20 protein-coding genes, 1 tRNA gene and 2 pseudogenes are annotated in these 23,551 nt (G+C 65.7%); 15 read left to right on the top strand and 8 right to left on the bottom strand.

Going from position 1 to position 23,551, the window contains the following annotated elements; all coding sequences use genetic code 11:
- The first annotated feature begins 30 nt into the window (after positions 1-30).
- Positions 31-1,449, top strand: a complete 1,419-nt coding sequence (gene pyk, locus AB0B25_RS18835; RefSeq protein WP_357180823.1) for a pyruvate kinase — start codon at positions 31-33, stop codon at positions 1,447-1,449.
- Between the two features lie 95 nt (positions 1,450-1,544).
- A complete protein-coding gene (locus tag AB0B25_RS18840; protein WP_357078007.1) occupies positions 1,545-2,354 on the top strand; it encodes an acyl-CoA thioesterase II in 810 nt (269 codons plus the stop codon).
- A gap of 25 nt (positions 2,355-2,379) precedes the next feature.
- On the opposite strand, the gene AB0B25_RS18845 is transcribed toward AB0B25_RS18840, so the two are convergent.
- From AB0B25_RS18845 to AB0B25_RS18855, 3 genes are all read right to left on the bottom strand, one after another.
- Entirely contained in the window at positions 2,380-2,799 is a 420-nt protein-coding gene (locus AB0B25_RS18845; RefSeq protein WP_357180825.1) for a hypothetical protein, read from the bottom strand.
- 139 nt (positions 2,800-2,938) lie between these two features.
- The gene (locus AB0B25_RS18850; RefSeq protein ID WP_357180828.1) at positions 2,939-3,559 is read right to left on the bottom strand and encodes a low molecular weight phosphatase family protein; all 621 of its coding nucleotides are present in this window, start codon (positions 3,557-3,559) and stop codon (positions 2,939-2,941) included.
- Positions 3,560-3,743: 184 nt separating this feature from the next.
- Positions 3,744-4,277 carry a DUF4188 domain-containing protein gene (locus AB0B25_RS18855; protein ID WP_357180831.1) on the bottom strand — a complete coding sequence of 178 codons (534 nt, stop codon included), beginning with the start codon at positions 4,275-4,277 and terminating at the stop codon, positions 3,744-3,746.
- A gap of 516 nt (positions 4,278-4,793) precedes the next feature.
- On the opposite strand from AB0B25_RS18855, the pseudogene AB0B25_RS18860 reads away from it, so the two are divergent.
- Positions 4,794-4,998 (top strand): annotated as a pseudogene (locus tag AB0B25_RS18860) (VOC family protein); the annotation flags it as partial.
- A 597-nt stretch (positions 4,999-5,595) separates the two neighbouring features.
- Here AB0B25_RS18860 and AB0B25_RS18865 read toward each other — a convergent pair.
- Positions 5,596-5,682, bottom strand: a tRNA-Leu gene (locus AB0B25_RS18865).
- A gap of 204 nt (positions 5,683-5,886) precedes the next feature.
- Between AB0B25_RS18865 and AB0B25_RS18870 the strand changes: the two genes are divergently transcribed.
- The 9 genes and pseudogenes from AB0B25_RS18870 (at position 5,887) to AB0B25_RS18910 (ending at position 17,589) form a co-directional block, all read left to right on the top strand.
- Positions 5,887-6,504 carry an ANTAR domain-containing response regulator gene (locus tag AB0B25_RS18870; RefSeq protein WP_357077916.1) on the top strand — a complete coding sequence of 206 codons (618 nt, stop codon included), beginning with the start codon at positions 5,887-5,889 and terminating at the stop codon, positions 6,502-6,504.
- 216 nt (positions 6,505-6,720) lie between these two features.
- On the top strand, positions 6,721-7,932 hold the full coding sequence (locus AB0B25_RS18875) for a branched-chain amino acid ABC transporter substrate-binding protein (protein ID WP_357180834.1): 1,212 nt from the start codon (positions 6,721-6,723) through the stop codon (positions 7,930-7,932).
- A gap of 95 nt (positions 7,933-8,027) precedes the next feature.
- Positions 8,028-9,056: a branched-chain amino acid ABC transporter permease gene (locus AB0B25_RS18880; RefSeq protein WP_357180836.1), complete on the top strand. Its 1,029-nt coding sequence runs from the start codon at positions 8,028-8,030 to the stop codon at positions 9,054-9,056.
- Positions 9,053-10,471: a branched-chain amino acid ABC transporter permease gene (locus AB0B25_RS18885; RefSeq protein ID WP_357180839.1), complete on the top strand. Its 1,419-nt coding sequence runs from the start codon at positions 9,053-9,055 to the stop codon at positions 10,469-10,471. Before AB0B25_RS18880 ends, AB0B25_RS18885 begins: the two co-directional genes overlap by 4 nt.
- Positions 10,468-11,412 (top strand): annotated as a pseudogene (locus AB0B25_RS18890) (ABC transporter ATP-binding protein); the annotation flags it as partial. The gene AB0B25_RS18885 and the pseudogene AB0B25_RS18890, both read left to right, overlap by 4 nt.
- 204 nt (positions 11,413-11,616) lie before the next feature.
- Complete coding sequence (locus AB0B25_RS18895) at positions 11,617-12,312, top strand: ABC transporter ATP-binding protein (protein ID WP_357180915.1); 696 nt, start codon at positions 11,617-11,619, stop codon at positions 12,310-12,312.
- Between the two features lie 50 nt (positions 12,313-12,362).
- Positions 12,363-14,039, top strand: a complete 1,677-nt coding sequence (locus tag AB0B25_RS18900) for a DUF885 domain-containing protein (protein WP_357180842.1) — start codon at positions 12,363-12,365, stop codon at positions 14,037-14,039.
- Positions 14,040-14,231: 192 nt separating this feature from the next.
- On the top strand, positions 14,232-16,898 hold the full coding sequence (gene polA / locus AB0B25_RS18905) for a DNA polymerase I (RefSeq protein WP_357180918.1): 2,667 nt from the start codon (positions 14,232-14,234) through the stop codon (positions 16,896-16,898).
- 196 nt (positions 16,899-17,094) lie between these two features.
- Entirely contained in the window at positions 17,095-17,589 is a 495-nt protein-coding gene (locus AB0B25_RS18910; RefSeq protein WP_357180844.1) for a carbonic anhydrase, read from the top strand.
- 104 nt (positions 17,590-17,693) lie between these two features.
- Here the strand turns inward: AB0B25_RS18910 and AB0B25_RS18915 are convergent, their stop codons facing one another.
- Complete coding sequence (locus tag AB0B25_RS18915) at positions 17,694-18,062, bottom strand: Imm8 family immunity protein (RefSeq protein ID WP_357180847.1); 369 nt, start codon at positions 18,060-18,062, stop codon at positions 17,694-17,696.
- Positions 18,062-18,514, bottom strand: a complete 453-nt coding sequence (locus AB0B25_RS18920) for a hypothetical protein (protein ID WP_357180850.1) — start codon at positions 18,512-18,514, stop codon at positions 18,062-18,064. Before AB0B25_RS18920 ends, AB0B25_RS18915 begins: the two co-directional genes overlap by 1 nt.
- Before the next feature lie 1,263 nt (positions 18,515-19,777).
- Between AB0B25_RS18920 and AB0B25_RS18925 the strand changes: the two genes are divergently transcribed.
- Positions 19,778-20,215 (top strand): 2-keto-3-deoxygluconate kinase, encoded by a 438-nt coding sequence (locus AB0B25_RS18925; protein WP_357180853.1) that lies wholly within the window; start codon positions 19,778-19,780, stop codon positions 20,213-20,215.
- A 134-nt stretch (positions 20,216-20,349) separates the two neighbouring features.
- Here the strand turns inward: AB0B25_RS18925 and trxA are convergent, their stop codons facing one another.
- Both trxA and AB0B25_RS18935 read right to left on the bottom strand, forming a co-directional pair.
- A complete protein-coding gene (gene trxA, locus AB0B25_RS18930; RefSeq protein WP_357077942.1) occupies positions 20,350-20,730 on the bottom strand; it encodes a thioredoxin in 381 nt (126 codons plus the stop codon).
- A 48-nt stretch (positions 20,731-20,778) separates the two neighbouring features.
- Positions 20,779-21,309 carry a 2'-5' RNA ligase family protein gene (locus tag AB0B25_RS18935; protein ID WP_357180856.1) on the bottom strand — a complete coding sequence of 177 codons (531 nt, stop codon included), beginning with the start codon at positions 21,307-21,309 and terminating at the stop codon, positions 20,779-20,781.
- Positions 21,310-21,389: 80 nt separating this feature from the next.
- Here AB0B25_RS18935 and AB0B25_RS18940 point away from each other — a divergent pair, with 80 nt between their 5' ends.
- Together AB0B25_RS18940 and AB0B25_RS18945 are read left to right on the top strand one after the other, a co-directional pair.
- On the top strand, positions 21,390-22,490 hold the full coding sequence (locus AB0B25_RS18940) for an isocitrate/isopropylmalate family dehydrogenase (protein WP_357180858.1): 1,101 nt from the start codon (positions 21,390-21,392) through the stop codon (positions 22,488-22,490).
- Between the two features lie 139 nt (positions 22,491-22,629).
- Positions 22,630-23,550, top strand: a complete 921-nt coding sequence (locus AB0B25_RS18945; RefSeq protein WP_357180861.1) for an ABC transporter substrate-binding protein — start codon at positions 22,630-22,632, stop codon at positions 23,548-23,550.
- Position 23,551 lies beyond the last annotated feature (1 nt).

Genomic DNA, 23,551 nt, shown 5'->3' on the forward strand with positions numbered 1-23,551 from the left:
CCGGGCACCGGGCGGGACTAGGCTCTACCCGTGATGCGACGGACGAAGATTGTGTGCACGCTCGGCCCGGCTACTGCCACCGAGGACCGTATCCGCGAACTCGTCGAGAGCGGCATGGACGTGGCTCGGCTGAACTTCAGCCACGGCGAACACGCGGATCACGCTGAAAACTACAAAAAGGTGCGGCAGGCCTCCGACCACCTCGGCAGGGCGGTCGGCATTCTGGCCGACCTCCAGGGGCCGAAGATTCGCCTGGGCCGCTTCCTGGAGGGCAAGACCGTCTGGGCGACGGGTGAAGAGGTCCGCATCACCGTCGACGATATCGACGGGACCCACGACCGGGTGTCCACCACCTACAAGGAACTGGCCGCCGACGCCAAGTCCGGTGACCGTCTGCTGGTCGACGACGGCAAGGTCGGCCTGACCGTGATCCGTGTCGACGGCAACGACGTCGTCTGCCGGGTCACCGAAGGCGGCCCGGTCTCCAACAACAAGGGCGTCTCGCTGCCCGGCATGGATGTGTCGGTGCCGGCGCTGTCGGACAAGGACATCGAGGACCTGGAATTCGCGCTGAAGCTCGGCGTCGATTTCATCGCGCTGTCGTTTGTGCGGTCCCCGTCCGACGTCGAGTTGGTCCACGACGTGATGGACCGGCTGGGCCGCCGGGTGCCGGTGATCGGCAAGCTGGAGAAGCCGGAGGCGATCGACAACCTGGAGGCCATCGTGCTGGCTTTCGACGCGGTCATGGTCGCCCGTGGCGACCTGGGCGTCGAGCTGCCGCTGGAGCAGGTGCCGATCGTACAGAAGCGCGCCATCCAGATGGCTCGGGAGAATGCCAAGCCGGTCATCGTGGCGACCCAGATGCTGGAGTCGATGATCGAGAACTCCCGCCCCACCCGCGCCGAGGCCTCGGACGTGGCGAACGCGGTGCTCGACGGCGCGGACGCGGTGATGCTGTCGGGAGAGACGTCGGTAGGCAAGTATCCGATCGAGACGGTGCGCACGATGGCGCGCATCGTGCACGCGGTGGAGACCGAGTCCACCAGGGTTCCTCCGCTGACCCACGTACCGCGGACCAAGCGCGGCGTCATCTCCTACGCCGCCCGCGACATCGGGGAGCGCCTCAACGCCAAAGCCCTGGTAGCGTTCACCCAGTCCGGTGACACGGTGCGTCGTTTGGCGCGGTTGCACACTCCACTACCGCTGCTGGCGTTCACGCCGCTGCCGGATGTGCGCAGTCAGCTGGCCCTGACCTGGGGCACGGAGACCTTCATCGTGCCCACCGTGGACAGCACCGATGCGATGATCCACCAGGTCGATGTAGCACTTCTGTCGATGGAGCGATACCAGAAGGGTGACCTCGTGGTCATCGTGGCCGGGTCGCCGCCGGGTACCGTCGGCTCCACCAACCTGATCCACGTGCACCGTATCGGTGAGGAGGACCATTAGTGAGTGCTTCCCTGAGCAGTCCCGTCGGCATCCAGGAGCCGCCCGCACAGCGCTCCGACCTGGACGTGCTGCTCGGCTTGCTGGATCTGGAGCAGATGGACGAGGACGTGTTCGTCGGTCAGCACCCGGAGAAGGTGTGGAGCCGCACGTTCGGCGGCCAGCTCGTGTCGCAGGCGATCATCGCGGCGGGCCGGACGGTCGGTGACCGTCCGGTGCACGCGGTGAACGCGCATTTCGTGCGTGGCGGCGACGTGAAGAAGCCGATCGAGTACCGGGTGGACCGGCACCGTGACGGCCGCGCGTTCGCCAACCGCACGGTGACCGCCAGCCAGGACGGCCAGGAGCTGTTCGTGATGCTCGCCGCGTTCCAGGACTGGGGTAAGGGACTGGAGCACGCGCACGCGCGGCCCGAGGTGCCCGATCCGGAGTCGCTGCTGCGGGTGGAGGAGAGCTTCGAAGGCTTGGAGGACAAGCTGGAGATGTTCATCAAGGCGCCGCACCCGATCGACATGCGCTACACCAACGACCCGGCCTGGATCCTGAAGGGGACGGGGGAGCGGCTCAACCACAATCGGGTATGGATGCGCGCGGATGGCAGACTGCCCGACGATCCGCTGATTCACGTGGCGACGCTCGGCTATTCCTCCGACACCACAGTGCTGGACTCGATCATCACCACGCACGGACTGTCGTGGGGGCTGGATCGGATCGTGGCGGCGACGGTCAATCACTCGATCTGGTTCCACCGTCCTTTCCGCTTCGACGAGTGGGTGCTGTATGCCACCGAGTCCCCGGTGGCGGCGGGTTCCCGCGGGTTGGCGACCGGACGGTTCTACTCCCGCTGTGGCGAACTGCTCGCTACCACGGTGCAGGAGGGACTGATCCGCCACTTCCCGTCGCGCTAGCGGAAATCGGGGGAGCGGGGAGTCGCTACAGCAGTTCGAGATCGATGTCGATGTCGACGTCGGTGCGTTGCGAGGCACGGATCGAGACCGGGATTTCCTGGCCCGGCTCGGTCTGTGCGACGGCGTAGATCCCGTGCAGTAGTTGCCGTTCCAGGGTGGCGACGTCGTTGTCGGTCAACTGATCCGGTGCACCGACCAGGCTGAGCGCAATCTCGTAGGTGACCCGGTTCTGTGGCTCCGGGCCGAGATGGTCTGTGCGCCAGCGGGTTTCGAGGGCGATATGCGTCGGGTCGTCGGTGTCGACCGGCAGGGTGAAGCGCCAGGCGAACACGTCGCGGTCGGCGAGGTGTTCGTCCACCACCTCGCGCACGGTCTCGACGACGCGTTCCAGGGACTCCGGTGGCACATAAACATGGAGCGAAACATCCGAAATTCGTTTCGGCATGTCTGATTCCTGTCGTGTGTCGAAGCATCAACGGTGGAAGTTGCTGTCCGCGGGGAGTGTAAACCTTTCGGGCCCGAATTAAACACAATCTCGTGGTGATATGGGCTGCACCCGATGAATTCGATAACGTCGAAGCGGGTCAGTGTGTGCGCTGCGCGGCAAGGAAGACTGCCAGTGGCGCGGGCCCCGCGTCGGGGCGGAGCGCCAACCCGGCCCGGTCGTCCTCGTGCGTTCGCGGCTGCTCCTGGGGGGCGAGCGCCAGGAGCAGCGGGATGAGCGCCCCGGCGATGCGGTCACCGACCTCGCAGAACGCTGGGGCCGACAATCCGACGGGGTCAGCGATATTCTCCCGCCCGACCAGCGTCAGATTATTGCGCGCCCGGTGTAGTTCGCCGACCGTCCGGGCGCCGGTGACGTGTGCGATCCGGTGCGCTTCCACCAGCGTGAAGGTGCGCCGCTGCGCACCGAAGCCCAGGCCGACTATCTGGTCGCGGATTTTCTCGGTCATCGCGAGGATCAGGTCGGCATCGTCGATCATCGCGGGCGTCAGGCGGCGGGCTCGGAAATCGCCAGGGTCGGCGCCGAGCCCGATGATGGCCTGCGCGGCGAGCGGCTCGACCGGGAAGCCCACCAGCGCGCGGGTGCCCGCGCTCTCAGCGGTGAGGTGGGGCAGGCCGTGTTCGACCGCGAGGGCGCGCGTGAGACGCTCGGCGATCACCGAACGGCAGACGTTGCCGTTGCAGACGAACAGGACGTGCATACCGGACACGATAAACGGCGCGGAACATACCAGAACCCCTTGAAGCGCCTGATCCCAGTAGTGGGAATACATATTCATCTGCTGGTTGCCCGCCGTACACTAGACGTACTGATTTCGGGCCGCGGCCTGCGACGTCCGTCACTGCGCGACGTCGCTGTCCGAACGCCCAGATGGCGAATTCGTACTATTCCGCCTGGGTGGGCTCCGACTCGGATTCGATGCCGTACAACGCGGATTCGGTTACCACGGGTGCGATGGTGGCCGGTTTGTTCTCGACGCGTCCCCGGGTGGAGAACATCCGTCCGCGGGAGCCGATTACGGGCGCGAACCTCGCGAGCCCGGTCGAGGCGTCCATGTCGTCGTACATGGCGTCGATTCCGCCGCGCGCGAAGTATGCCTCGTGCCAGAACCCGGTGCCGCCGGAGTCGTGCAGGAACCGTTGCCACCAGTCCCGGTGCGGTGCGGTGCGGGTCCATGCCTCGAGGCTGTCGAGGTCGCGCCAATACTGTCGCGCACCCCAGTGCGGTGGGAGCAACGCCCAGATGATGTCTTCGTGCAGGAGCAGCCCATCCGGCCGATCCTGGTGCGAGCGATAGAGTTTCGGCCCGAGTCCCAGCAGCCGCAGTACACCTCGGGGTCGTCTGACGCGCATTCCCAGATAGATGACAACCAGGTCCGGATAGTCGGACAGATCGACGGTAGTCCGGTTCACCCGCATCGCAAACCTCCGCTGAACGCGCATCTACCGCCCACTCTACGCAGAACAACGATCCTGCGGCCGAATTGGTTCGATAGAAGTAACTTTCGTTCGAATCGGCCCTCCGGACCGAGGAATCCCGCGCGCAAGCACCTGGGTCGAGCCTGGCCGGCCCGACACGGCAGCTCCGCGAGTGCCGTTCGGTCAGGCCTGGCCGACTCCGAACTCGATGGCCACGCGAAATCGTATTCAGCCGGACGCGACAGCCGGATACGCCGAATGGATATTCTCGCCGATCGTCGCCGGTTCTACGTCGCCCGACGCTCGAAATTCAGCAATGGCGCTCAGGTAACCGGATTCACCCGCGCGTGATCAGGGTATGTCGAGGTGAGGTAGCAGGTTATCGGAAGAATTCGTCGGCTATCCACGGCGGAGCGCTAGGGTTGATTCGATCCGGACGAAGATGGTGGCTATGTCGGCCAGGATAGAGGTCCGCTTACGGCATTGTCGGCAGGGTACGGGGAACGCCGCGTCGAAAATCGCCGATTTCAGCGAGTTACGCGTCGGCCTCGACCATGTCGGTTTCGGCTGTGCGAACCGCGCCGATTTGGGCAGGTGGGTCACACGGCTCGATGAGCTGGGCATCGAGCATGATGGCATCGTGGACGCGCGCTACGGCTCGGCACTGAGCTTCCGCGACCCGGACGGCATCGCCCTCGAGTTCTTCGCGCCGCCGGAGTGACGTCGGACGCGGCGAGATCGCTTCTATCCGCAGACCGCTGCCTATCGGGTACTCAGCCGAGCTCTGAAGTTCGCAATCGAGGCCGAGCGGCTTCGGGTGCATTCCGGTCGAAGATATCGATCTGCCGTCGATGTTGCCGGGGGAGCGGCGCTATCTCACACCCGGAGGTCACGCGGCTGGTTATGGCTGCTGGTCCGTTCCTGTCGTTCATGTTCACGCTGGGCTCCACCGGACTCAGGTTCGGTGCGGCCATCGCCTTGCGCACAGCCAGTGTCGACTCCGAGTCACATGGGAGGCCAACTCACCCGACTGAGTTCCGGTGGGTTGGTTCGGTCTGGCGGCGAATGAGGTCGGACCGGCCGGCACCGCATGGACTGCGCACACACTGCCGCGTCGCTGGCGATCTGCGCGGGCCTGAACATCGAGGTCATTCAGCGGATGCTCGGACACAAGAACGCGACCTGACCTGGGACCGCTACAGACATCTCTTCCCGGGCGATCTCGACACCGTGGCCGACACCAGGATGCGAGAGCTGTCGCGCAGCTGCGGACTGTGTGACTGGGTGAGCGGAGTGGCACTCACACTGCGTTTCACCTTGGTGCCGAGTGTGGGACTCGAACCCACACGTCCTTTCGGACAACGGTTTTTGAGACCGTCGCGTCTGCCAGTTCCGCCAACTCGGCGCACCGGTTGGAAACTATAGCGGGTACTGCGGGTCGGAAGCGAATGTGCTGTTCTTCGCGGTGTGAGCGCAGGGTATATGCGGTCCAGGCCCGAGTGAAAGGTACTCTTTACATCACTCGACAGCCCCGGACGGTTGGCCGCGCTGGCATCGCCGCCGCCTTACAGTGGGTCGGGACAGGCATCGAAACCAGAGGGGTCTATCTATGAGCACAGCAGCCGGGGGCGCCGGCACGAAGCGAGACGCCGGGACGAAGCGGGTCGTCGTCGCCGAGGACGAGGCGCTCATCCGCATGGATCTGGTCGAGATGCTGACCGAAGAGGGTTATCAGGTGGTCGGCGAGGCGGGCGATGGCCAGCAGGCGGTCGATCTCGCGGTGGAGCACCGGCCGGATCTGGTCATCATGGACGTGAAGATGCCGCGCCGGGACGGTATCGATGCGGCGGCGGAGATAGCGTCGAAACGTGTTGCGCCGGTAGTTATTTTGACCGCGTTCAGTCAGCGCGATCTGGTGGAGCGGGCGCGTGACGCGGGCGCGATGGCCTATTTGGTGAAACCGTTCACGAAGTCGGATCTGGTGCCCGCCATCGAATTGGCGGCGAGCCGATTCCATGAGATCACCGCGTTGGAAAGCGAGGTGGCGAATCTTGCCGAGCGTCTGGAGACGCGCAAACTGGTGGAGCGCGCCAAAGGTGTTCTGATGCAGACGCAAGGTTTGACGGAGCCACAGGCTTTCAAGTGGATTCAGCGCACGGCAATGGATCGGCGGACCACGATGAAGGCGGTCGCGGAGGTCGTGTTGGAGAACTTGGCTCCGCAGTGACATCGGCTTCGGCCGACCCGGATTTAACATCCACGAAACATGAACTTAAAGAAGAATTCGCGGTGAAGTCACAGGCATGATCCCGATGTGATGCGGAAATAACGCACCAACGCTATGTTCTGACCGGGCTGACAGTGGTCGGCCTCCTCGGTGATCCCGGGGGAGCACAGAACGTAGAGGTGAAACGTGCGTAGTTCGACATGCCGGAGTCGTACGATGCGAGGTTTTCTGGTCGTCGGCGCTGCCGCCGCACTGGTGCTGACAGGTTGTAGTGACAAATCCACGAGCAGCGGTTCGGAGTCTTCGGGCACCAGCGGCGCGGGTGGTCTGTCCATCCAGCCGGTCTTGCAGGTCGATCAGCAGGGCAAGGAGGTGCCGAAGACCGATTCGGCCAAGGCGGCCGATCCCGCCGGGGATGGCAAGGCGGCCTGCGCCCCTGGCTCCGCCATCGCCATGGCGGGTGCACTGACCGGCCCGGACGCGGCACTGGGCATCAACATCGTGAATGGTGTCAAGCTCGCGCTGGACCAGCACAACAAGGCGAACCCCGGCTGCAAGATCGAGCTCAGGCAGTTCGACACCGAGGGCGACCCGCAGAAGGCCACCCAGGTGATTCCGCAGATCGTGAACGACAAGTCGATCATCGGCCTGGTCGGCCCCGCATTTTCCGGGGAGACGAAGGCGACCGGCAAGATCCTCAGCGACGCGGGCCTGGTGTCGGTGACCTCGTCGGCAACCAATGCGACGCTGACCCAGAACGGCTGGACCAGCTTCTTCCGCGGTCTGGCCAATGACGACGTGCAGGGCCCGTCGGTGGCGAAGTACCTGGTCAACACGGCAGGTTACAAGAAGGTCTGCGTCATCCAGGACAACACCGATTACGGCACCGGCTTGGCGAAGTCGATCACCGAGGGGCTGGGCGCGGCCGCCGATCCGGCGTGCGCCGCCAGCATCAAGAAAGGTGACAAGGACTTCTCCGCGACGGTCACCAAGGTGGCCGGCGCGAATCCGGACGCCATCTTCTACTCCGGGTACTACTCCGAGGCAGCTCCACTCGCCCAGCAGTTGAAGTCCGGCGGTGTGAAGGCGGTCTTCGTCTCCGCCGACGGCACCAACGACCCTCAGTTCGTCGCTCAGGCCGGTAGCGCTGCCAAGGGCGCCAAGTTGTCGTGCCCGTGTGGTCCGGCGCCGGAGAAGTTCGCCAAGGAGTACCAGGCGCTCTACGGCCAGGCGCCGGGCGTCTACTCGGTCGAGGCATACGACCTGGCCACGGTACTGGCCAAGGGCATCGACAGCGGCAAGGCGACCCGCCCCGACCTGCTCGAATATGTGCGGACGTATGAAGGTGCCGGCCTCGCGCGTCAGTACAAGTGGGACCCCAACGGCGAACTGTCGAACGCGCTGATCTGGGTGTACGAGGTCAAGTAGCCCGGATTCCCGGACCACAGCACGTACCGGAGTGCATCCCGGTACGTGCTGTGGTCCGGTGGGCGATCGGATGAGGGCTGAACAAAATGAAAACAATGGCATCGGCCGGCGTGATACAACTCGCCGGCGGCTCGATCGACTTCAACTATCACGGGTTGATCGATAGTTTCTGGCGACTGACCGTCGACGGAGCGACCTATGGCGCGATCTATGCCTTGGTCGCCGTGGGTTATACCTTGGTCTACGGCGTATTGCGGTTGATCAATTTCGCCCATTCGGAGATATTCATGCTCGGCTTGTTCGGGCAACTGATCGGCTTGATGATCTTCGGATTCGTCGCGAGCCCAGATGTCTACACCCAGGGCGTCGTGTTGACCGTCGTCTATCTCGGGTTGGCAATGGTCGTGGGCATGCTGGTATCGGGTGGCGCGGCCGTCGGATTGGAACGGGTGGCCTATCGCCCGTTGCGCAGACGCGGCGCCAAACCGCTGAGCTTTCTGATCACCGCGATCGGCATGTCGTTCGTGCTGCAGGAGCTGCTGCACTTCGTCTTGCCGAAGATCCGCCCCGATCTCGGCGGCACCAATGCACAGCAAGCGATTCGACTGGTCGAGCCCACCGTGCAGTTCAGCTTCGGCGGCGCGGACGTCACCAACATCATGCTTCTCATCGTGATCGCCGCGGTGGTGCTGGCGATCGTCACCGAGATCCTGATCAACCGGACCAAGTTCGGTCGTGGCATCCGTGCGGTCGCCCAGGACCCCGACACCGCGACGCTGATGGGCGTGTCGCGGGAGCGGGTCATCATGCTGACCTTTTTGATCGGCGGCGTGCTCGCGGGCGCGGCGGCGATGCTGTACACGCTCAAGATCCCGAACGGGATCATCTACTCCGGCGGGTTCATTCTCGGCATCAAGGCGTTCAGCGCCGCGGTGCTCGGCGGAATCGGCAACCTGCGGGGCGCGCTGCTGGGTGGCTTGATACTCGGCGTCGTCGAGCAGTACGGCCAGATCCTGTTCGGCACCGAGTGGCGTGACGTGGTCGCGTTCGCGGTGCTCGTCCTGGTGCTGATGGTTCGCCCGACCGGCATCCTCGGCGAAAGTCTCGGAAGGGCACGCGCATGACCGCAACGACTACGACGGCGTCCGCGCCGGAAACCGCGCGCCGCGGCCTCGGTGACGCGCTGCGCACCTGGTGGGAGGGCCTGAGCAGGCCCGCGCAGTGGGGTGTCGGCGTCCCGTTCCTGCTGCTGCTGGCGCTGTTGCCGGTGTTCCCCCCTCCGCTGTTGAACACCCCGTCCTACAACTTCGGCCTGGTGATGGCGCAGGTGGCGATGTACGCGCTGCTGGCCATCGGTCTCAATGTGGTGGTCGGGCAGGCAGGTCTGCTCGACCTCGGCTACGTCGGCTTCTACGCGGTCGGCGCCTACACCGTCGGCTTGCTCACCAGCCCCAACAGTCCGTGGAACCAGACCGACGGCGGTTGGCTGGATTCGAAGTGGGCCTGGCTGGCGTGCCTGCCGATCGCGGTAGTGGTGACCGCGGTTTCCGGCCTGGTCCTAGGTTCGCCGACGCTACGGCTGCGCGGGGACTATCTGGCGATCGTGACGCTCGGCTTCGGTGAGATCGTCCGACTGCTCGCCGAGAACCTCACCGAGGTCACCAACGGCAGCCTCGGCCTGTCCGGGGTGGCCTATCCGCACATCGGCGCGTCCGAGAGCAGGCCGGACGGCGTGTTCTCCGGCGGCAACAGCGGGAACTCCGACAGCGCGAACATTCTGGAGCGCGCCAGTTACGGCACGTACTGGTTCTGGTTCGGCATGGTGCTCGTGATCATCGTGCTGGTGCTGGTCGGCAACCTGGAACGCAGCCGGGTCGGCCGCGCGTGGGTCGCCATCCGCGAGGACGAGGACGCGGCGGAGATCATGGGGGTGCCGACGTTCAAGTTCAAGCTGTGGGCCTTCATGATCGGCGCCGCGGTCGGTGGCATGTCCGGCGCGATCTACGCGGGACAGGTGCAGTTCATCAACCCGACCGGCTTCAACATCATCAACTCGATGTTGTTCCTGTGCGCGGTGGTCATCGGCGGCCAGGGCAACAAACTCGGGGTGATTTTCGGCGCGTTCGTGGTCGCCTATCTGCCCGCGCGGCTGCAGTCGGTGAACCTGGTGAGCAACGAGTCGACCGGATATCTGCTACTGGTGCTCGATGTCGCGCTGTTCGTCGTGCTGTTCGTCGGATGGAAGCTGCGTGGTGATCGGCTCGTCGGGTGGCCGCGACGCGGGGTGATCACCGGCATGGTGGTCACCGGTGTGCTGGCGTTGCTGCTGCTCGGTAGCGTGCTGCTGTTCCGCAAGGGCGGCGCGCAGACGCTGGGCGACCTCAAGTATCTGTACTTCGGTATCGCGTTGGTGGTGATGATGATTCTGCGTCCGCAGGGTCTGTTCCCGGTGCGGCAGAAGCTGCTTACCTATGGCAGGCAGGTATATCAGGCGGTCCGCAGACCGGCCGTGAGCGAGCCGATCGGAGCGGGACGATGACCGGGCCGGGCGCGGGCGACGCGCTTTTCGACAACGAGGACATGGCGGCGGGTTACGCGCCCGAGCCGGAGGTGCGCAGCGCGGGCACGGTCGACCTGACCGCGGTGGTCCCCGATCTCGCCGATGCCGAGACGGTCGCGGATGTCGTCGCACCGCATCGGGAGATCGACACTGCCGTGGGCTCTCCGCTGCTGCGCACCGACGGCCTCACCGTGCAGTTCGGCGGCCTCACCGCACTGGACGATGTGAGTTTCGAGATCCGCCGCGGCGAGATCCTCGGCTTGATCGGTCCCAACGGCGCGGGAAAGACCACCTGCTTCAACGCCATCACCGGGGTCTACCAGCCGGCGGCGGGCCTGGTGTATTTCGACGGGAAGCCGCTGACCAAGACCAAGCGCAACGCGATCACCCGGCTCGGGATCGCGCGCACGTTCCAGAATGTGCGGCTCTTCGGCGAGATGACGGCGCTGGAGAACGTTGTGGTCGGCACCGACGCCAGACACAAGACGTCGGTGCCCGGCGCGGTGTTGCGCACTCCGCGGCATCGCCGCGAGGAACGCGACGCGATCGAGCGGGGCATGGCGTTGCTGGAGTTCGTCGGTATCGCGCCGCGGGCGGTGGAGAAGGCGCGCAATCTGTCCTACGGCGACCAGCGCAGGCTGGAGATCGCTCGTGCACTGGCCACCGAGCCGAAGCTGCTGTGCCTGGACGAGCCTGCGGCGGGGTTCAATCCGAGCGAGAAATCCGCGCTCATGGATCTGATCCGCAAGATTCGGGACGACGGGTTCACCGTGCTGCTGATCGAGCACGACATGCGGTTGGTCATGGGCGTGACCGATCGGATCGTGGTGCTGGAGTTCGGCCGAAAGATCGCCGACGGGTTGCCCGCGGACATCCGCGACGACCCGGCCGTGATCGCGGCTTACCTCGGTGTGCCGGATAGCGACGTGATCGGATCCGCCGGGGATTCGACCGCGAGCGAGCCGGCCGAGGACGACGCGGAGTCCGGTTCTGCCGAGCACCGGTCGCAGCGGAGTGCCTCCGCTCGGCCGACGGCGGCGCAGCCACGCTCGCGGGCCGATCGCCTCCGCACACCGGGCCGGCGCGCTGCCGGTTCGGCCGACGCGCTGCTCGAGGTCGAGGACATGGTCGTCAACTACGGCAGAATCCAGGCGCTGCACGGGATCTCGCTGCGGGTGGCGGAGGGTGAACTGGTGACGCTGCTCGGTGCCAACGGCGCGGGCAAGACCACGACCATGCGTGCGATGTCCGGTCTGCTGCCGCTGACCCGCGGGCGAATCCTGTTCGAGGGCCGCGACATCACCCAGATGAAAGCGCACGAACGGGTGACCCACGGATTGATCCAGGCGCCGGAGGGTCGCGGGGTCTTCCCCGGCATGACGGTCCAGGAGAACCTCGATATGGGGTGCTACGGAAGGGGCTTCAAGCAGAAGGCGGAGTACGACCGGACGCTGGAGTGGGTGTTCGAGTTGTTCCCCCGGCTGCTGGAGCGACGCAAACAGGTCGGTGGCACGCTCTCCGGAGGCGAGCAGCAGATGCTGGCCATCGGTCGCGCGCTGATGGCCCAGCCGCGGCTGCTGCTGCTCGACGAGCCGTCGATGGGTTTGGCGCCCATGGTGATCCAGCAGATCTTCCGGATCATCAGCGAGATCAATCAGCAGGGCACCACCGTCCTACTGGTCGAGCAGAACGCCCAGCAGGCACTCGCCCGCAGCCACCGCGCCTACATCATGGAGACCGGCGAGGTCACCAAGACCGGTGGTGGCGGCGAACTGCTCACCGATCCCGCGGTGAAGTCGGCCTATCTCGGGGTGGGATAGGGCCGACGACGGCGGTGCCGCTCGGCCGGGCTCGAGGCATGATCGTGATCATGAATGGTCACGACGAGCTGACGAGCCTGGCCGAGCGGTACTGGGACAGCGTGCTTGCGGCGGCGCCGAGCGACGCGACGCTGCTCGGCGACCGCCGATTCGACGACCGGATCGAGGATCTGTCCGTCGACGCCGAGCAGCGGCTGTTGTCGACCTGGCGCGATCTGCTGCGCGCGGTCGACGCGCTCGGCGCCGATCGGCTGAACCCGACCGACCGCATCACCCGTAGCCTGCTGCGCACCGAGTTGAGCGGCGCCATCGAGCACCTGGAATGGCGGCCGGTGGAAATGGCCTCCGACCAGATGAACGGTGTGCACTCCGCGGTGCTGATGGTGGCGCCGCAGATCAACGCGCCGCAGGCGGAGAATGCGCTGGCGCTGGTGCGACGTTATCGGCAATTCGGCGACATGCTCGGCCAGGCCGTGGAGCGGTTCCGGTCGGGTCTGGCCGCGGGACGTCCGCCCGCGCGGATCACCATCGAGCGCTCGCTCAATCAGCTCGACGGCTACCTGGCCTCCGACCACACCGCCGACCCGTTCGTCACCTTCGCCGGACCCGACGGCTGGGATGGTGAGCCGGCCTGGCGCGCCGAATTGGCCGAAGTGGCACGGGATGTCATCCGGCCGGCGTTCCAGCGCTATCGGGATGCGCTGCACGACGAACTGTTGCCGGTGAGCCGGCCCGACGACAAGCCCGGCCTGTGTTGGCTGGGCGACGATGGCGAGGACATCTACGGACGGCTGCTGCGCCATCACACAACGCTGTCCGATCTCGGCGCCGAGGAGATCCACGAACTCGGCCTCAGCGAGCTGGCGAAGCTGCGCGAGGAGTACGCCACGGTGGGCGCACGGCTTTTCGGCACCGAGGACCTCGCCGAGGTGTTCAGCCGGCTGCGCGACGATCCCGCATTGCGCTACGACGACGCCGAGCAGATCATGTTCGACGCGCGCCGGGCGCTGTCACTGGCCGAGGCCGAGATGGGAAACTGGTTCGGACGGCTGCCGAAGCAATCCTGCGACATCCTGCCGGTCCCGGAGTTCCTCGCCGCGGATGCGCCTGCGGCGTACTACTTCTCGCCCGCCGCCGACGGGTCGCGGCCGGGCGCCTACTTCGTCAACCAGCACCATCCCACCGGTCGCGGGCGCTTCGAGACCGTGTCGGTGGCCTATCACGAGGCGATTCCCGGTCACCACCTTCAGTTCGCCATCGCCAACGAACTCGACCACCTCCCTCGCTTCCAGCGGCAGTCCTTCGCCAACACCGCGTTCGTCGAAGGCTGGGCGCTCTACACCGAGCGGCTGGCCGACGAGATGGGTTTGTACGAGGACGATCTCGGCCGCCTCGGCATGTTGGCGGGTGACTCCTGGCGCAGCTGCCGTCTGGTGGTGGATACCGGGTTGCACGCGAAGGGCTGGAGCAGACAGCAGGCGGTGGACTTCATGGTGGCCAACGCGCCGGTCGGGCTGGCCGAGATCACCGTCGAGGTGGACCGCTACATCGCCATGCCGGGGCAGGCGGTCGGCTACAAGGTCGGCCAGCTGGAGATCCGGCGTCAGCGGGTGGCGGCGACCGAGCGACTCGGTGCGGACTTCGACATCAAGGCCTTCCACGACGTGGTGCTCGGTTCGGGTTCGGTCAGTCTGCCGGTTCTGCGCGAGTTGGTCGCGACGCTGTGAGCGCGGTGGCGCGCTGATCGTCCGCGGCGCGCCAGGACACGGACGCGTCAGCGCTGCGGGCGTGGGCGGGTGTGGCGTATCACCGTGTCGGTGCCGGTCCCTAGACTCTGGGGCGTGAGTTCATCCACGACCTCCCCGCGTCCCGCCACCGTACCCGGCTCCAGCGATCCCGCGTCGGGAGATCGGCCGACGCTGCTGTTGCTGGATGGGCATTCGATCGCCTACCGCGCGTTCTTCGCGCTACCTGCGGAGAACTTCAAAACGGTCACCGGGCAGACCACGAACGCGGTGTACGGCTTCACCGCGATGCTGATCAACCTGCTGCGCGATGAGAAGCCGACACATGTCGCCGCGGCGTTCGACGTGTCCCGCCAGACCTTCCGCACCGAGGCGTACCCGGAGTACAAGGCCAATCGCAGTGCTACGCCGGACGAGTTCCGCGGGCAGGTCGAGCTCACCAAGGACGTGCTCGGCGCACTGGGCATTCCGGTGATGTCGATCGACGGCTTCGAGGCCGACGACATCATCGCCACGCTCACCACCCGAGCGGTGGCCGAGGGTTTTCGCGTGCTGATCGTCACCGGTGATCGGGACTCCATCCAGCTGGTGAACGACAGTGTCACCGTGCTGTACCCGCGCAAAGGCGTTTCCGACCTGACCAGGTTCACCCCGGAGGAGGTATTGGCCAAGTACGGCCTCACCCCGAGTCAGTATCCGGACTATGCGGCACTGCGCGGCGACCCGAGCGACAACCTGCCCGGCATTCCCGGCGTGGGCGAGAAGACCGCCGCCAAGTGGATCCGCGAATACGGCGACTTGAACACCCTGGTCGACAAGGTCGACGAGGTCAAGGGCAAGGTCGGTGACGCGCTGCGGGCCAATCTGAGCAGCGTGGTGCTCAACCGGCAGCTCACCGAGATGGTGCGTGACGTGGCGCTGCCCTACACCCCCGACCAGCTGGCGCAGGCGCCATGGGATCGAGACAAGATCCATCAGCTGTTCGACGATCTCGAGTTCCGCGTGCTGCGTGATCGTCTGTTCGAAACGCTGGCTCCGCCGGAGCCCGAAGCCGAGGCGGGCTTCGAGATCAGCGGCGGTGCGCTGGAGATCGGCGCGGTCGCGGACTGGCTCGCCGAGCACGCGAAAGCCGGTGTGCGCCATGGCCTCTCGGTCGTCGGTACGGGCGCCCCGGCGCACGGCGACGTGCGGGCGCTGGCGATCGCGGCGGGGGATGGCGAGAGCGGCTACATCGATGTCACCGTGCTCACCCCCGAGGACGAGACCGCGCTGGGCGCTTGGTTGGCCGACCCGGCCGTGCCGAAGGCACTGCACGAAGCCAAGGCCGCCGTGCACGCGCTGCGCGGGCGCGGCTGGACCCTCGGCGGGATGAGTACCGACACGGCGTTGGCCGCCTACCTGGTACGGCCCGGACAGCGCACCTTCAACCTCGACGATCTTTCGCTGCGCTATCTGCATCGGGAGCTGCGCGCCGAAACCGATGAGACTCCGCAGTTGTCGCTGCTCGACGACGAGGACACCGTCGATGCGGAGCTGGCGCGGTCACAGATGCTGCGTGCCCGCGCCGTCGCCGATCTCGCCGACGCGCTCGACGCGGAACTGCGCGCGATCGAATCCACCCCGCTGCTCGCCGAGATGGAACTGCCGCTGCTCGGTGTGCTGTCCACACTGGAGGACGCGGGCATCGCGGTGGACACCGACCAACTCCAGACGTTGCAGCGCCGGTTCGCCGATCGGGTCAACGCGGCGGCCGACGCGGCCTATGCGGTGATCGGCAAGCAGATCAACCTCGGCTCGCCCAAGCAGTTGCAGGTGGTGTTGTTCGACGAGCTGGACATGCCGAAGACCAAGCGCACCAAGACCGGGTACACCACCGACGCGGACGCGCTGGAGTCGCTGTTCGAGAAAACCGAGCACCCCTTCCTGGAACATTTGCTCGCGCACCGCGACGCCACCCGGCTGAAGGTCACCGTCGACGGCCTACTCAAGTGTGTGGCCGACGACGGCCGTATCCACACCACGTTCAACCAGACGATCGCCGCCACCGGCCGGCTGTCGTCCACCGAGCCGAATTTGCAGAACATTCCGATCCGCACCGACACCGGCAGGCAGATCCGCGACACCTTCGTGGTCGGCTCCGGCTACCAGTCGCTGATGACCGCCGACTACAGCCAGATCGAGATGCGCATCATGGCGCACCTGTCGGGTGACGAGGGCCTGATCGAGGCGTTCAATTCGGGCGAGGACCTGCACAGCTTCGTCGCGTCGAAGGCGTTCGACATCCCGATCAGCGAGGTGACCCCCGAGGTGCGCCGCCGGATCAAGGCGATGTCCTACGGCCTTGCCTACGGCCTGAGCTCCTACGGCCTCTCCGCACAGCTGAAGATCAGCACCGCCGAGGCAAAAGAGCAGATGGAGGTCTATTTCGCCCGCTTCGGACGGATCCGCGACTACTTGTACGAGGTGGTCGAGCAGGCACGCAAGGTCGGCTATACCGAGACGTTGTTCGGCCGTCGCCGTTATCTGCCGGATCTGGACTCCAGCAACCGGCAGCGCCGCGAGGCGGCCGAGCGAATGGCGCTCAACGCGCCGATCCAGGGCACCGCGGCCGACATCATCAAGGTCGCGATGATCAACGTGCACAACGCGATCCAGGCGACCGATCTGCGGTCCAGGATGCTGTTGCAGATCCATGACGAGTTGTTGTTCGAGGTCGCCGACGGGGAGCGAGACACGCTGGAGACGCTGGCGCGCGAGCAGATGTCGTCGGCGATCAGTTTGTCGGTGCCGCTCGAGGTTTCCGTCGGCGTGGGCCGCAGCTGGGACGCGGCAGCGCACTGAACACGCCGAACGACGACAGGCAGGCCGGCTTCGGGGCGGCCGCCGGTCCGCCTGCCGTCGATCGAACACCCGCACAACACGCCACACCAGTAAACGAATCACGGTGAACGGAAGCCGTGTCCCGCTACGCTCGGCACCCTACTGTCAGGCACACGACAACAAGGGATGCACGCATACCGAGCGTAGGGGATCACCCATGACCGTCACCGATGAGTACCTGCAGAACAACGTGGCATATGCGAGTACCTTCCAGGGCCCGTTACCGCTGCCGCCCTCGAAAGGTGTCGCCGTCGTCGCGTGTATGGACGCACGGCTCAACGTCTACGGCGCGCTCGGTCTCGGCGAGGGCGAGGCGCACGTCATCCGGAATGCGGGCGGAGTGATCACCGCTGACGAGATCCGCTCACTGGCCATCAGTCAGCGGCTGCTCGGTACCAGGGAGATCATTCTGATCCATCACACCGACTGCGGCATGCTGACCTTCACCGACGACGACTTCACCGCGACCATCTACCAGGAGACCGGGATCAAGCCGGAATGGTCGGCTGAGGCGTTCTCGGATCTGGATACCGATGTGCGCCAGTCGATCGCGCGCATCGTCGCCAGCCCATTCGTGCCGCACAAGGACTCGATCCGCGGCTTCGTCTTCGATGTCGCCACGGGCACGTTGAACGAAGTGGTCACCAGCTGATCGACCGAACGTCACATTGCGACAGTGGGATCCGGGCGACTGTCCCCGGATCCCACTGCTCTGTACAGTCTTACTCCGATGGCCGCCATCCACCCGGTCGGCGCCTACTCGGTCTCCTCTGAATAACGACGGTAATCCTGGAATTCCCATTTACCGACACGGCTGATTTCCGTGGCCAACTCTTGCCAGGTGGGGCGTTCGAGGTCCCGAAGGAAGTCATTGACGTATCGGCGAACCAAAGCAATATCAATACGGTCGAGAACCAATGTGTGTTCGTTCGTCTCGGGTCGGCGCGAGTCGCTGGTCCGCACGTTCCACTCGGGCGTGCAGACGAGGACATCGAACGACTCTTCTCCCGGTGCGTTCTCCGGTCCGATCATCAACTGCACCAACAGGGTATCGGTCGGGAGCTCGGCACTGCTGTCGGCGAGATCGGTATCCGGGCTGTAGATTCCTTTCAGTTCGGCTTTCATCACCGCTCCTCTATCGCCAAATGCGCATTGCTTTCCCAGTGTCTGTCGGAATCGGGCCGCCACTCGTAATTGGCTTCCACTCCTCGGCCGGACGGCTTCTGCTGGGGCGGACGATATTGCCACAACCCGTCCTTGCTGACCAACCGATAGGTTTCCCCATACGGCATTGTTCGTGCATCGACACCAACCCAGGCGAGGCCGGCGGCATCCGCTTCGGCTCGGTCGGCTCGGCCGATGCCGAAATTGCCGCGGCGTGCGCCAGCGCGGCGCACAATATCCGCGACTTTTTGTCGATCGGGAAAAATCGGATGCTTCCCACTTGGCAATTTTGGTGCGAACGCATCAGTGTCAGCATCCCGATGCGGCACGGCTCCGATATCGCGGGCCGCCCCATTGTTGCCCAGCGCGGCGTGCCGGACCTGCTCAGCGCCCGCCGCGTCAACCTCCAGCAACTTCCGCGGCGTTGTCCGTAACCCGGAATCGATCAGGTGTCCCGCCTCGGCGCGGACGTCCTGAACGTACCTCTGCAGGTACGCGGACAAACGACCGGCTAGTGCGACGAACTGGGCTGCGACGTCCGACACCGCTGGCCTTTACGGGTTCGTGCTGTGCGATAGGTCGTGCGGTTTTCGTCCGCGGCCACCGTCTGTATGGCGCGGGGAATCGGCAGCGAAGCGCTGAGGTCGCAGACCGGAGCGTCGAGCGGCGCAGCGGGCCGGCGGAACGCGACGGCAGGGGCCGGCCTCACGAGGACCCGGCGGATCATCGAGTCCATCGTCGACTCCTCTGCGATCTCGGCGCCGCCGCGGGTGGATTCCAAGATCGTCCACTGCCACCGGCTGCGTGTGACGGTTGAGTGTAGTAAACATTTGGTTATCGCTATCTTCTGGGTAAGTGTGCAGTTACCCACACAAGTGAAGAAACGCTTATAACTACGCGAGAGAAGCGGTCGTCAGAAGAATGGTGCCGCTATCCGCAAACTCCTAGGTCGGCTGTGCTCAGGCCTTTCCGGTGATAGTTCGCGGCCTGACCGGATGGCTCTTCGGAACTCCCAAGGCGATTGGCCCCGCTGCACTGGTCGGAGGTCTCAGCGGGACTTTTCGCGGGACACAGGCAGCGGCTTGCGGCTGTGAAACCGAAAGCCCCCGAAAGCCCCCGAAAGCCCCCGAAAGCCTCTGTAGTACATCGGATGTCGGTAATTCCCTACGGGGTCGGCGACGACGTGAACGACGCGACGCCGGTGACACGCCACGCGGCGGAGCCAGGTGGCGCGGAATCCGCCGGGAGTGCGGGGCCGACGAGCACCCGCGTCGGCGGCGCCGGTAGCGGCCTGAACTGCGCGGTTGATACTCACCGGTAGACAAATCGGGCGTGGAATGTGGTTGCTATTGCGCCGTGATGTCCTTATCCTCGATCGCGTGCCGAAACCCGCCGACCGCCGCGCAGCGCTCCACGTCGCAGACCGCGACCGCGCTGGGTCGATGGCGTCGTTAATCGGGCCCACCGTGGTTACGCCGGCTACCGCCGGCGGACCTGAGGGTCGCGGCGGGTTAGTTCCGCTTACCGCGATAGTGGCGCAGCGGCGACCGCTCGTAGTAGCCCGCCGTAGCGGGGTCTGATCCGGGCTGGCTCCCTCGCTGCGGGCTGTTCGACTTGTTAGTGCTGGTCCCCTCTGTCAACTGAGCCGCGACATTCTTCGGGAAGACCTACTTTCGATGACCATCCTCACTCTTGATACCGACATGTTCCATACCATCGCGCCCAAGGGCCTGCGCGCCGAAAGCGCGGACCTGACGGCGGCGGAGTTCCGCAGCCGCTACTGCGAGCACAACGGCCCGATCCGACTGGACGACTGGTCGCCCGCGGGCAGTCGCACCGCCGAGTTCACCGCGACGGTGGAATTCGCCGACCACCTCCGGACCGTCACCGCCGCAGGTAGTCCGGTCGCGGCGATGACCTCGGCCCTTTACGAAGAGGGCTACCCGGTGGAGATTCTGCAGTTCCACCAGCGGCGTACCCCTGACGGCACCGTCACCTTCGTGCAGTGCGAATGCGACGGCAGGCGCGGCTGGGGTGCGGGGCTCGCCGATGACGGCGCCGAATCGACGGTCCGCGCCATGATCGCGGGCGTCAACCTGCTCGGCGTTTCGTGACACCGGGCGCGCCACGCGTGCGAGTGCGGACATGAGTCGGGCCCGGAAACGGAGCACGCCGGTTGTACGGCATCCGGTTCCGGGCCCGAGTCGGGTTCGGTTGCGGCGCAGTATGTTACCGCGCCGCCGAGACGTTACTTCTCGGCCTCCTGCTCGGCCTGTTGCTCCGCCAGCTGCTTACGTACGTCGTCCATGTCCAGTGCCTTGACCTGGGTGACGAGGTCCTCGAGTGCCGCGGGCGGCAGCGCGCCGGGCTGTGCGAACACCAGCACACCCTCCCGGAAGGCCATGATGGTCGGAATGGAGCGGATGTTGGCCGCCGCCGCGAGACCCTGTTCGGACTCGGTGTCGACCTTTCCGTGCACCACGTCGGGGTGCTTGTCGGCGGATGCCTCGAAGGTCGGCGCGAAGCTCTTGCACGGACCGCACCACTCGGCCCAGAAATCGACGAGTACCACGTCGTTTCCGGTGACGATGTCATCGAAGTTCTGCTGGGTCAGCGTCTGGGTGGCCATGACGTCCTCTCGTGTTCGGTATGCCAGCTGTAACGCGGGCTGGTTTCGTTATCTTCCATAACGGTCCCGGCCGACCCGCCACTCACGCCGCTGATCGCCGTCCCACCGACGGATACCCAGCACAGTCGCCGGAAAATCGCGGTCGCGTGCGACCGCGTGGATCGCCTCGCCGATCTGGTGTGCGGGAACTCGCCTGGCCAGCGTGATATGCGGGGTCCACGCGTCCGGATGGACGTTGGCCGGAATGCCCGGGCAGGGCGAGATCGCGTGGAAGATCCGACGGTGCAGCGCAAGCAGCGTTTCGGACGGCACCACCAGCCGCACCAGGATCGGGTGACGCGCGCCGAACACCACCAACCCGCCGAGCCGGACCGGAATCGGCGCGACGGACTGCTCGTCCAGCGCTCGCTCGATGCGCGGCCAGATCTGTTTGGCCACCGCGGCGGTGATGTGCGGGCGATTCGATGCAGCGGTCTGCGCGGCGAGGCTCGGCACGCCGGCCTCCGCGAGCAACTGCCATTGCCGGCGGATCTCCGCGTCGGCGGCCTCGTCCAGGAGTAGTTCGACCGACTGCACCATGGTCTCCAGAAGGTAGCCGTATCCCGCGTGTCCGCGGGCCGATTCGTGCGCGATGGGCGCCGCGGCGGGAGGATGTGGTGATGAGCGACGCGGACAGTCGGCGAGCAGCACGCCCGCTGCGGCTCGGTCTGATCGACGGTGACGGCATCGGCCCCGAGGTGGTCGGGGCCGCGCGGCAGGTGGTCGACGAGGCGATGTCCGCCGTGGGGGCCCCGCCGGTCGAATGGGTGCCACTGTCGATGGGATTGCGGGCCATCGCCGAGTTCGGCGACCCGCTGCCGAAGCAGACGCTGGACGCGCTCGCCGAGGTGGACGCCTGGATTCTCGGCCCGCACGACAACGCCTCCTATCCGCCCGAATATCGCGCGGTGGTCCCGCCCGGCGGCGCCATCCGCAAGCGATTCGATCTCTACGCGAATATCCGTCCGGCGCGGGCGTTCGCCGGCGTGCGCGCGACCGCGCGCGATATCGATATGGTGATCGTGCGGGAGAACAGTGAAGGGTTCTACGCCGACCGCAATATGTATGCCGGGGCGGGGGAGTTCCGGCCGACCCCTGATCTCGCGATGTCGGTCGCGGTGGTGTCCCGCGCAGCGTCCGAGCGAATCGCGCACCAGGCATTTCGTCTGGCCGCGACGCGGCGCAAGCGGGTCACCATCGTCCACAAGGCGAATGTGCTGCCGATGACCATGGGCCTGTTCCGCGACGTCTGCTACGAGATCGCCACGGAATATCCCGACATCGAGGTCGATGACGAGCACGTCGACGCGGCAGCCGCGCACCTGGTGCGCGCCGCGGCCGACTACGACGTATTGGTCACCGAGAACCTGTTCGGTGACATCCTGTCCGATCTGGCGGGCGAGCTGAGTGGTTCACTCGGCTCCGCCGCCGCACTCAACTGCTCGGCGACCAGGGCCATGGCGCAGGCCGTGCACGGCGCCGCGCCGTCGCTGGCGGGCCGAAATCGCGCCAACCCGGTCGCGTTGCAGCTGTCGGCAGGGATGCTTTTGCGGTGGCTGGCAACCCGTGACGCGGAGCCATCGTGGCTGCGGGCGAGTGCGCGGATCGAGCAGGCCGTCGCCGGGACTTTCGAGGCGGGAATCGCCACGGCCGACCTCGGTGGACTGGCTTCTACCAGCGAATTCACCGAGCAGATTGGTGCGAGGGTGCACCGCCGGTAGTTGCGGTGACGGTACGGAGCGGATAAATCTGCGTTACCGGTCCAGCGCGAAATGTGTGGGTCGGTTAATCTCCAGCACTAAGTGTCTGGGTCGGCTAGATTGCCAACGGCCGGTAAAGCCCAGGTTGCGTCTGTCGGAAATGTGGAGGACTACTGTGTCTGATCGATCGTTGCGTGGCAGGCACGCCCTACGTGTGCTGGGCGTGCTTGCTGCGGGTGCACTCGTGTTGACGGGCTGTACGACCAACAGCGAGGAGTCCGGGCCCGCGGTCCCCAAGGTGCAGGTGGACAAGGTCGCCGAGATCGCTGCGCAGCTTCCCGACAAGATCAAGCAGTCCGGCAAACTCGTGGTCGGTGTGAACGTCCCCTACCAGCCCAACGAGTACAAGGATGCCGGCGGACGGATCGTCGGGTTCGACGTAGACCTGATGGACGCTGTCGCCGCCGTGCTCGGCGTCGAAGCCGATTATGTCGAGTCGGCGTTCGAGAAGATCATCCCGGCGATCCAGGCGGGCACCTACGACGTCGGAATGTCATCGATCACCGATTCGAAGGAACGCGAAGAGCAGGTCGACTTCACCACCTACTTCAACGCGGGCGTCCAGTGGGCGCAGCAGAAGGGCAAGGCGATCGATCCGGACAATGCCTGCGGTAAGAAGGTCGCCGTCCAGGCCACCACTGTCGAGCACACCGACGAGGTGCCGGCCAAGAGCGCCAAGTGCGTCGCGGACGGTAAGCCCGCCATCGACATCAAACCGTTCGACGAGCAGAGCGCCGCGACCAACGCACTGATGCTCGGCCAGGTCGACGCGATGTCGGCCGACTCGCCGGTGACCGCGTACGCGATCAAGCAGAGCGAAGGCAAGATCGAGGACGCGGGCCCGGTGTTCGACTCCGCGCCCTACGGCTGGGCGGTCGCCAAAGGCGCTCCGCTGGCCCCGGTGCTGCAGAAGGCAGTCCAGCACCTGATGGACAACGGTCGATATCTCGAGATCACGAAGAACTGGGGTGTCCAGGAAGGCGCGATCACGCGGTCCGCTGTCAACGGCGCCGTGAGCTGAT

Origin of the sequence: Nocardia sp. NPDC049190, assembly GCF_040648115.1 — a bacterium.
Lineage (GTDB): Bacteria > Actinomycetota > Actinomycetes > Mycobacteriales > Mycobacteriaceae > Nocardia.

What these genes read in the sequence shown, in the direction of transcription:
- AB0B25_RS18840 (WP_357078007.1), top strand. Translation starts at nt 1,545, where the DNA reads ATGGACGAGGACGTGTTCGTCGGTCAGCACCCGGAGAAGGTGTGGAGC.
- AB0B25_RS18845 (WP_357180825.1), bottom strand. Translation starts at nt 2,799, where the DNA reads ATGCCGAAACGAATTTCGGATGTTTCGCTCCATGTTTATGTGCCACCG.
- AB0B25_RS18850 (WP_357180828.1), bottom strand. Translation starts at nt 3,559, where the DNA reads ATGCACGTCCTGTTCGTCTGCAACGGCAACGTCTGCCGTTCGGTGATC.
- AB0B25_RS18855 (WP_357180831.1), bottom strand. Translation starts at nt 4,277, where the DNA reads ATGCGGGTGAACCGGACTACCGTCGATCTGTCCGACTATCCGGACCTG.
- AB0B25_RS18870 (WP_357077916.1), top strand. Translation starts at nt 5,887, where the DNA reads ATGAGCACAGCAGCCGGGGGCGCCGGCACGAAGCGAGACGCCGGGACG.
- AB0B25_RS18875 (WP_357180834.1), top strand. Translation starts at nt 6,721, where the DNA reads ATGCGAGGTTTTCTGGTCGTCGGCGCTGCCGCCGCACTGGTGCTGACA.
- AB0B25_RS18880 (WP_357180836.1), top strand. Translation starts at nt 8,028, where the DNA reads ATGGCATCGGCCGGCGTGATACAACTCGCCGGCGGCTCGATCGACTTC.
- AB0B25_RS18885 (WP_357180839.1), top strand. Translation starts at nt 9,053, where the DNA reads ATGACCGCAACGACTACGACGGCGTCCGCGCCGGAAACCGCGCGCCGC.
- AB0B25_RS18895 (WP_357180915.1), top strand. Translation starts at nt 11,617, where the DNA reads ATGGTCGTCAACTACGGCAGAATCCAGGCGCTGCACGGGATCTCGCTG.
- AB0B25_RS18900 (WP_357180842.1), top strand. Translation starts at nt 12,363, where the DNA reads ATGAATGGTCACGACGAGCTGACGAGCCTGGCCGAGCGGTACTGGGAC.
- AB0B25_RS18910 (WP_357180844.1), top strand. Translation starts at nt 17,095, where the DNA reads ATGACCGTCACCGATGAGTACCTGCAGAACAACGTGGCATATGCGAGT.
- AB0B25_RS18915 (WP_357180847.1), bottom strand. Translation starts at nt 18,062, where the DNA reads ATGAAAGCCGAACTGAAAGGAATCTACAGCCCGGATACCGATCTCGCC.
- AB0B25_RS18925 (WP_357180853.1), top strand. Translation starts at nt 19,778, where the DNA reads ATGACCATCCTCACTCTTGATACCGACATGTTCCATACCATCGCGCCC.
- trxA (WP_357077942.1), bottom strand. Translation starts at nt 20,730, where the DNA reads ATGGCCACCCAGACGCTGACCCAGCAGAACTTCGATGACATCGTCACC.
- AB0B25_RS18935 (WP_357180856.1), bottom strand. Translation starts at nt 21,309, where the DNA reads ATGGTGCAGTCGGTCGAACTACTCCTGGACGAGGCCGCCGACGCGGAG.
- AB0B25_RS18940 (WP_357180858.1), top strand. Translation starts at nt 21,390, where the DNA reads ATGAGCGACGCGGACAGTCGGCGAGCAGCACGCCCGCTGCGGCTCGGT.
- AB0B25_RS18945 (WP_357180861.1), top strand. Translation starts at nt 22,630, where the DNA reads ATGTGGAGGACTACTGTGTCTGATCGATCGTTGCGTGGCAGGCACGCC.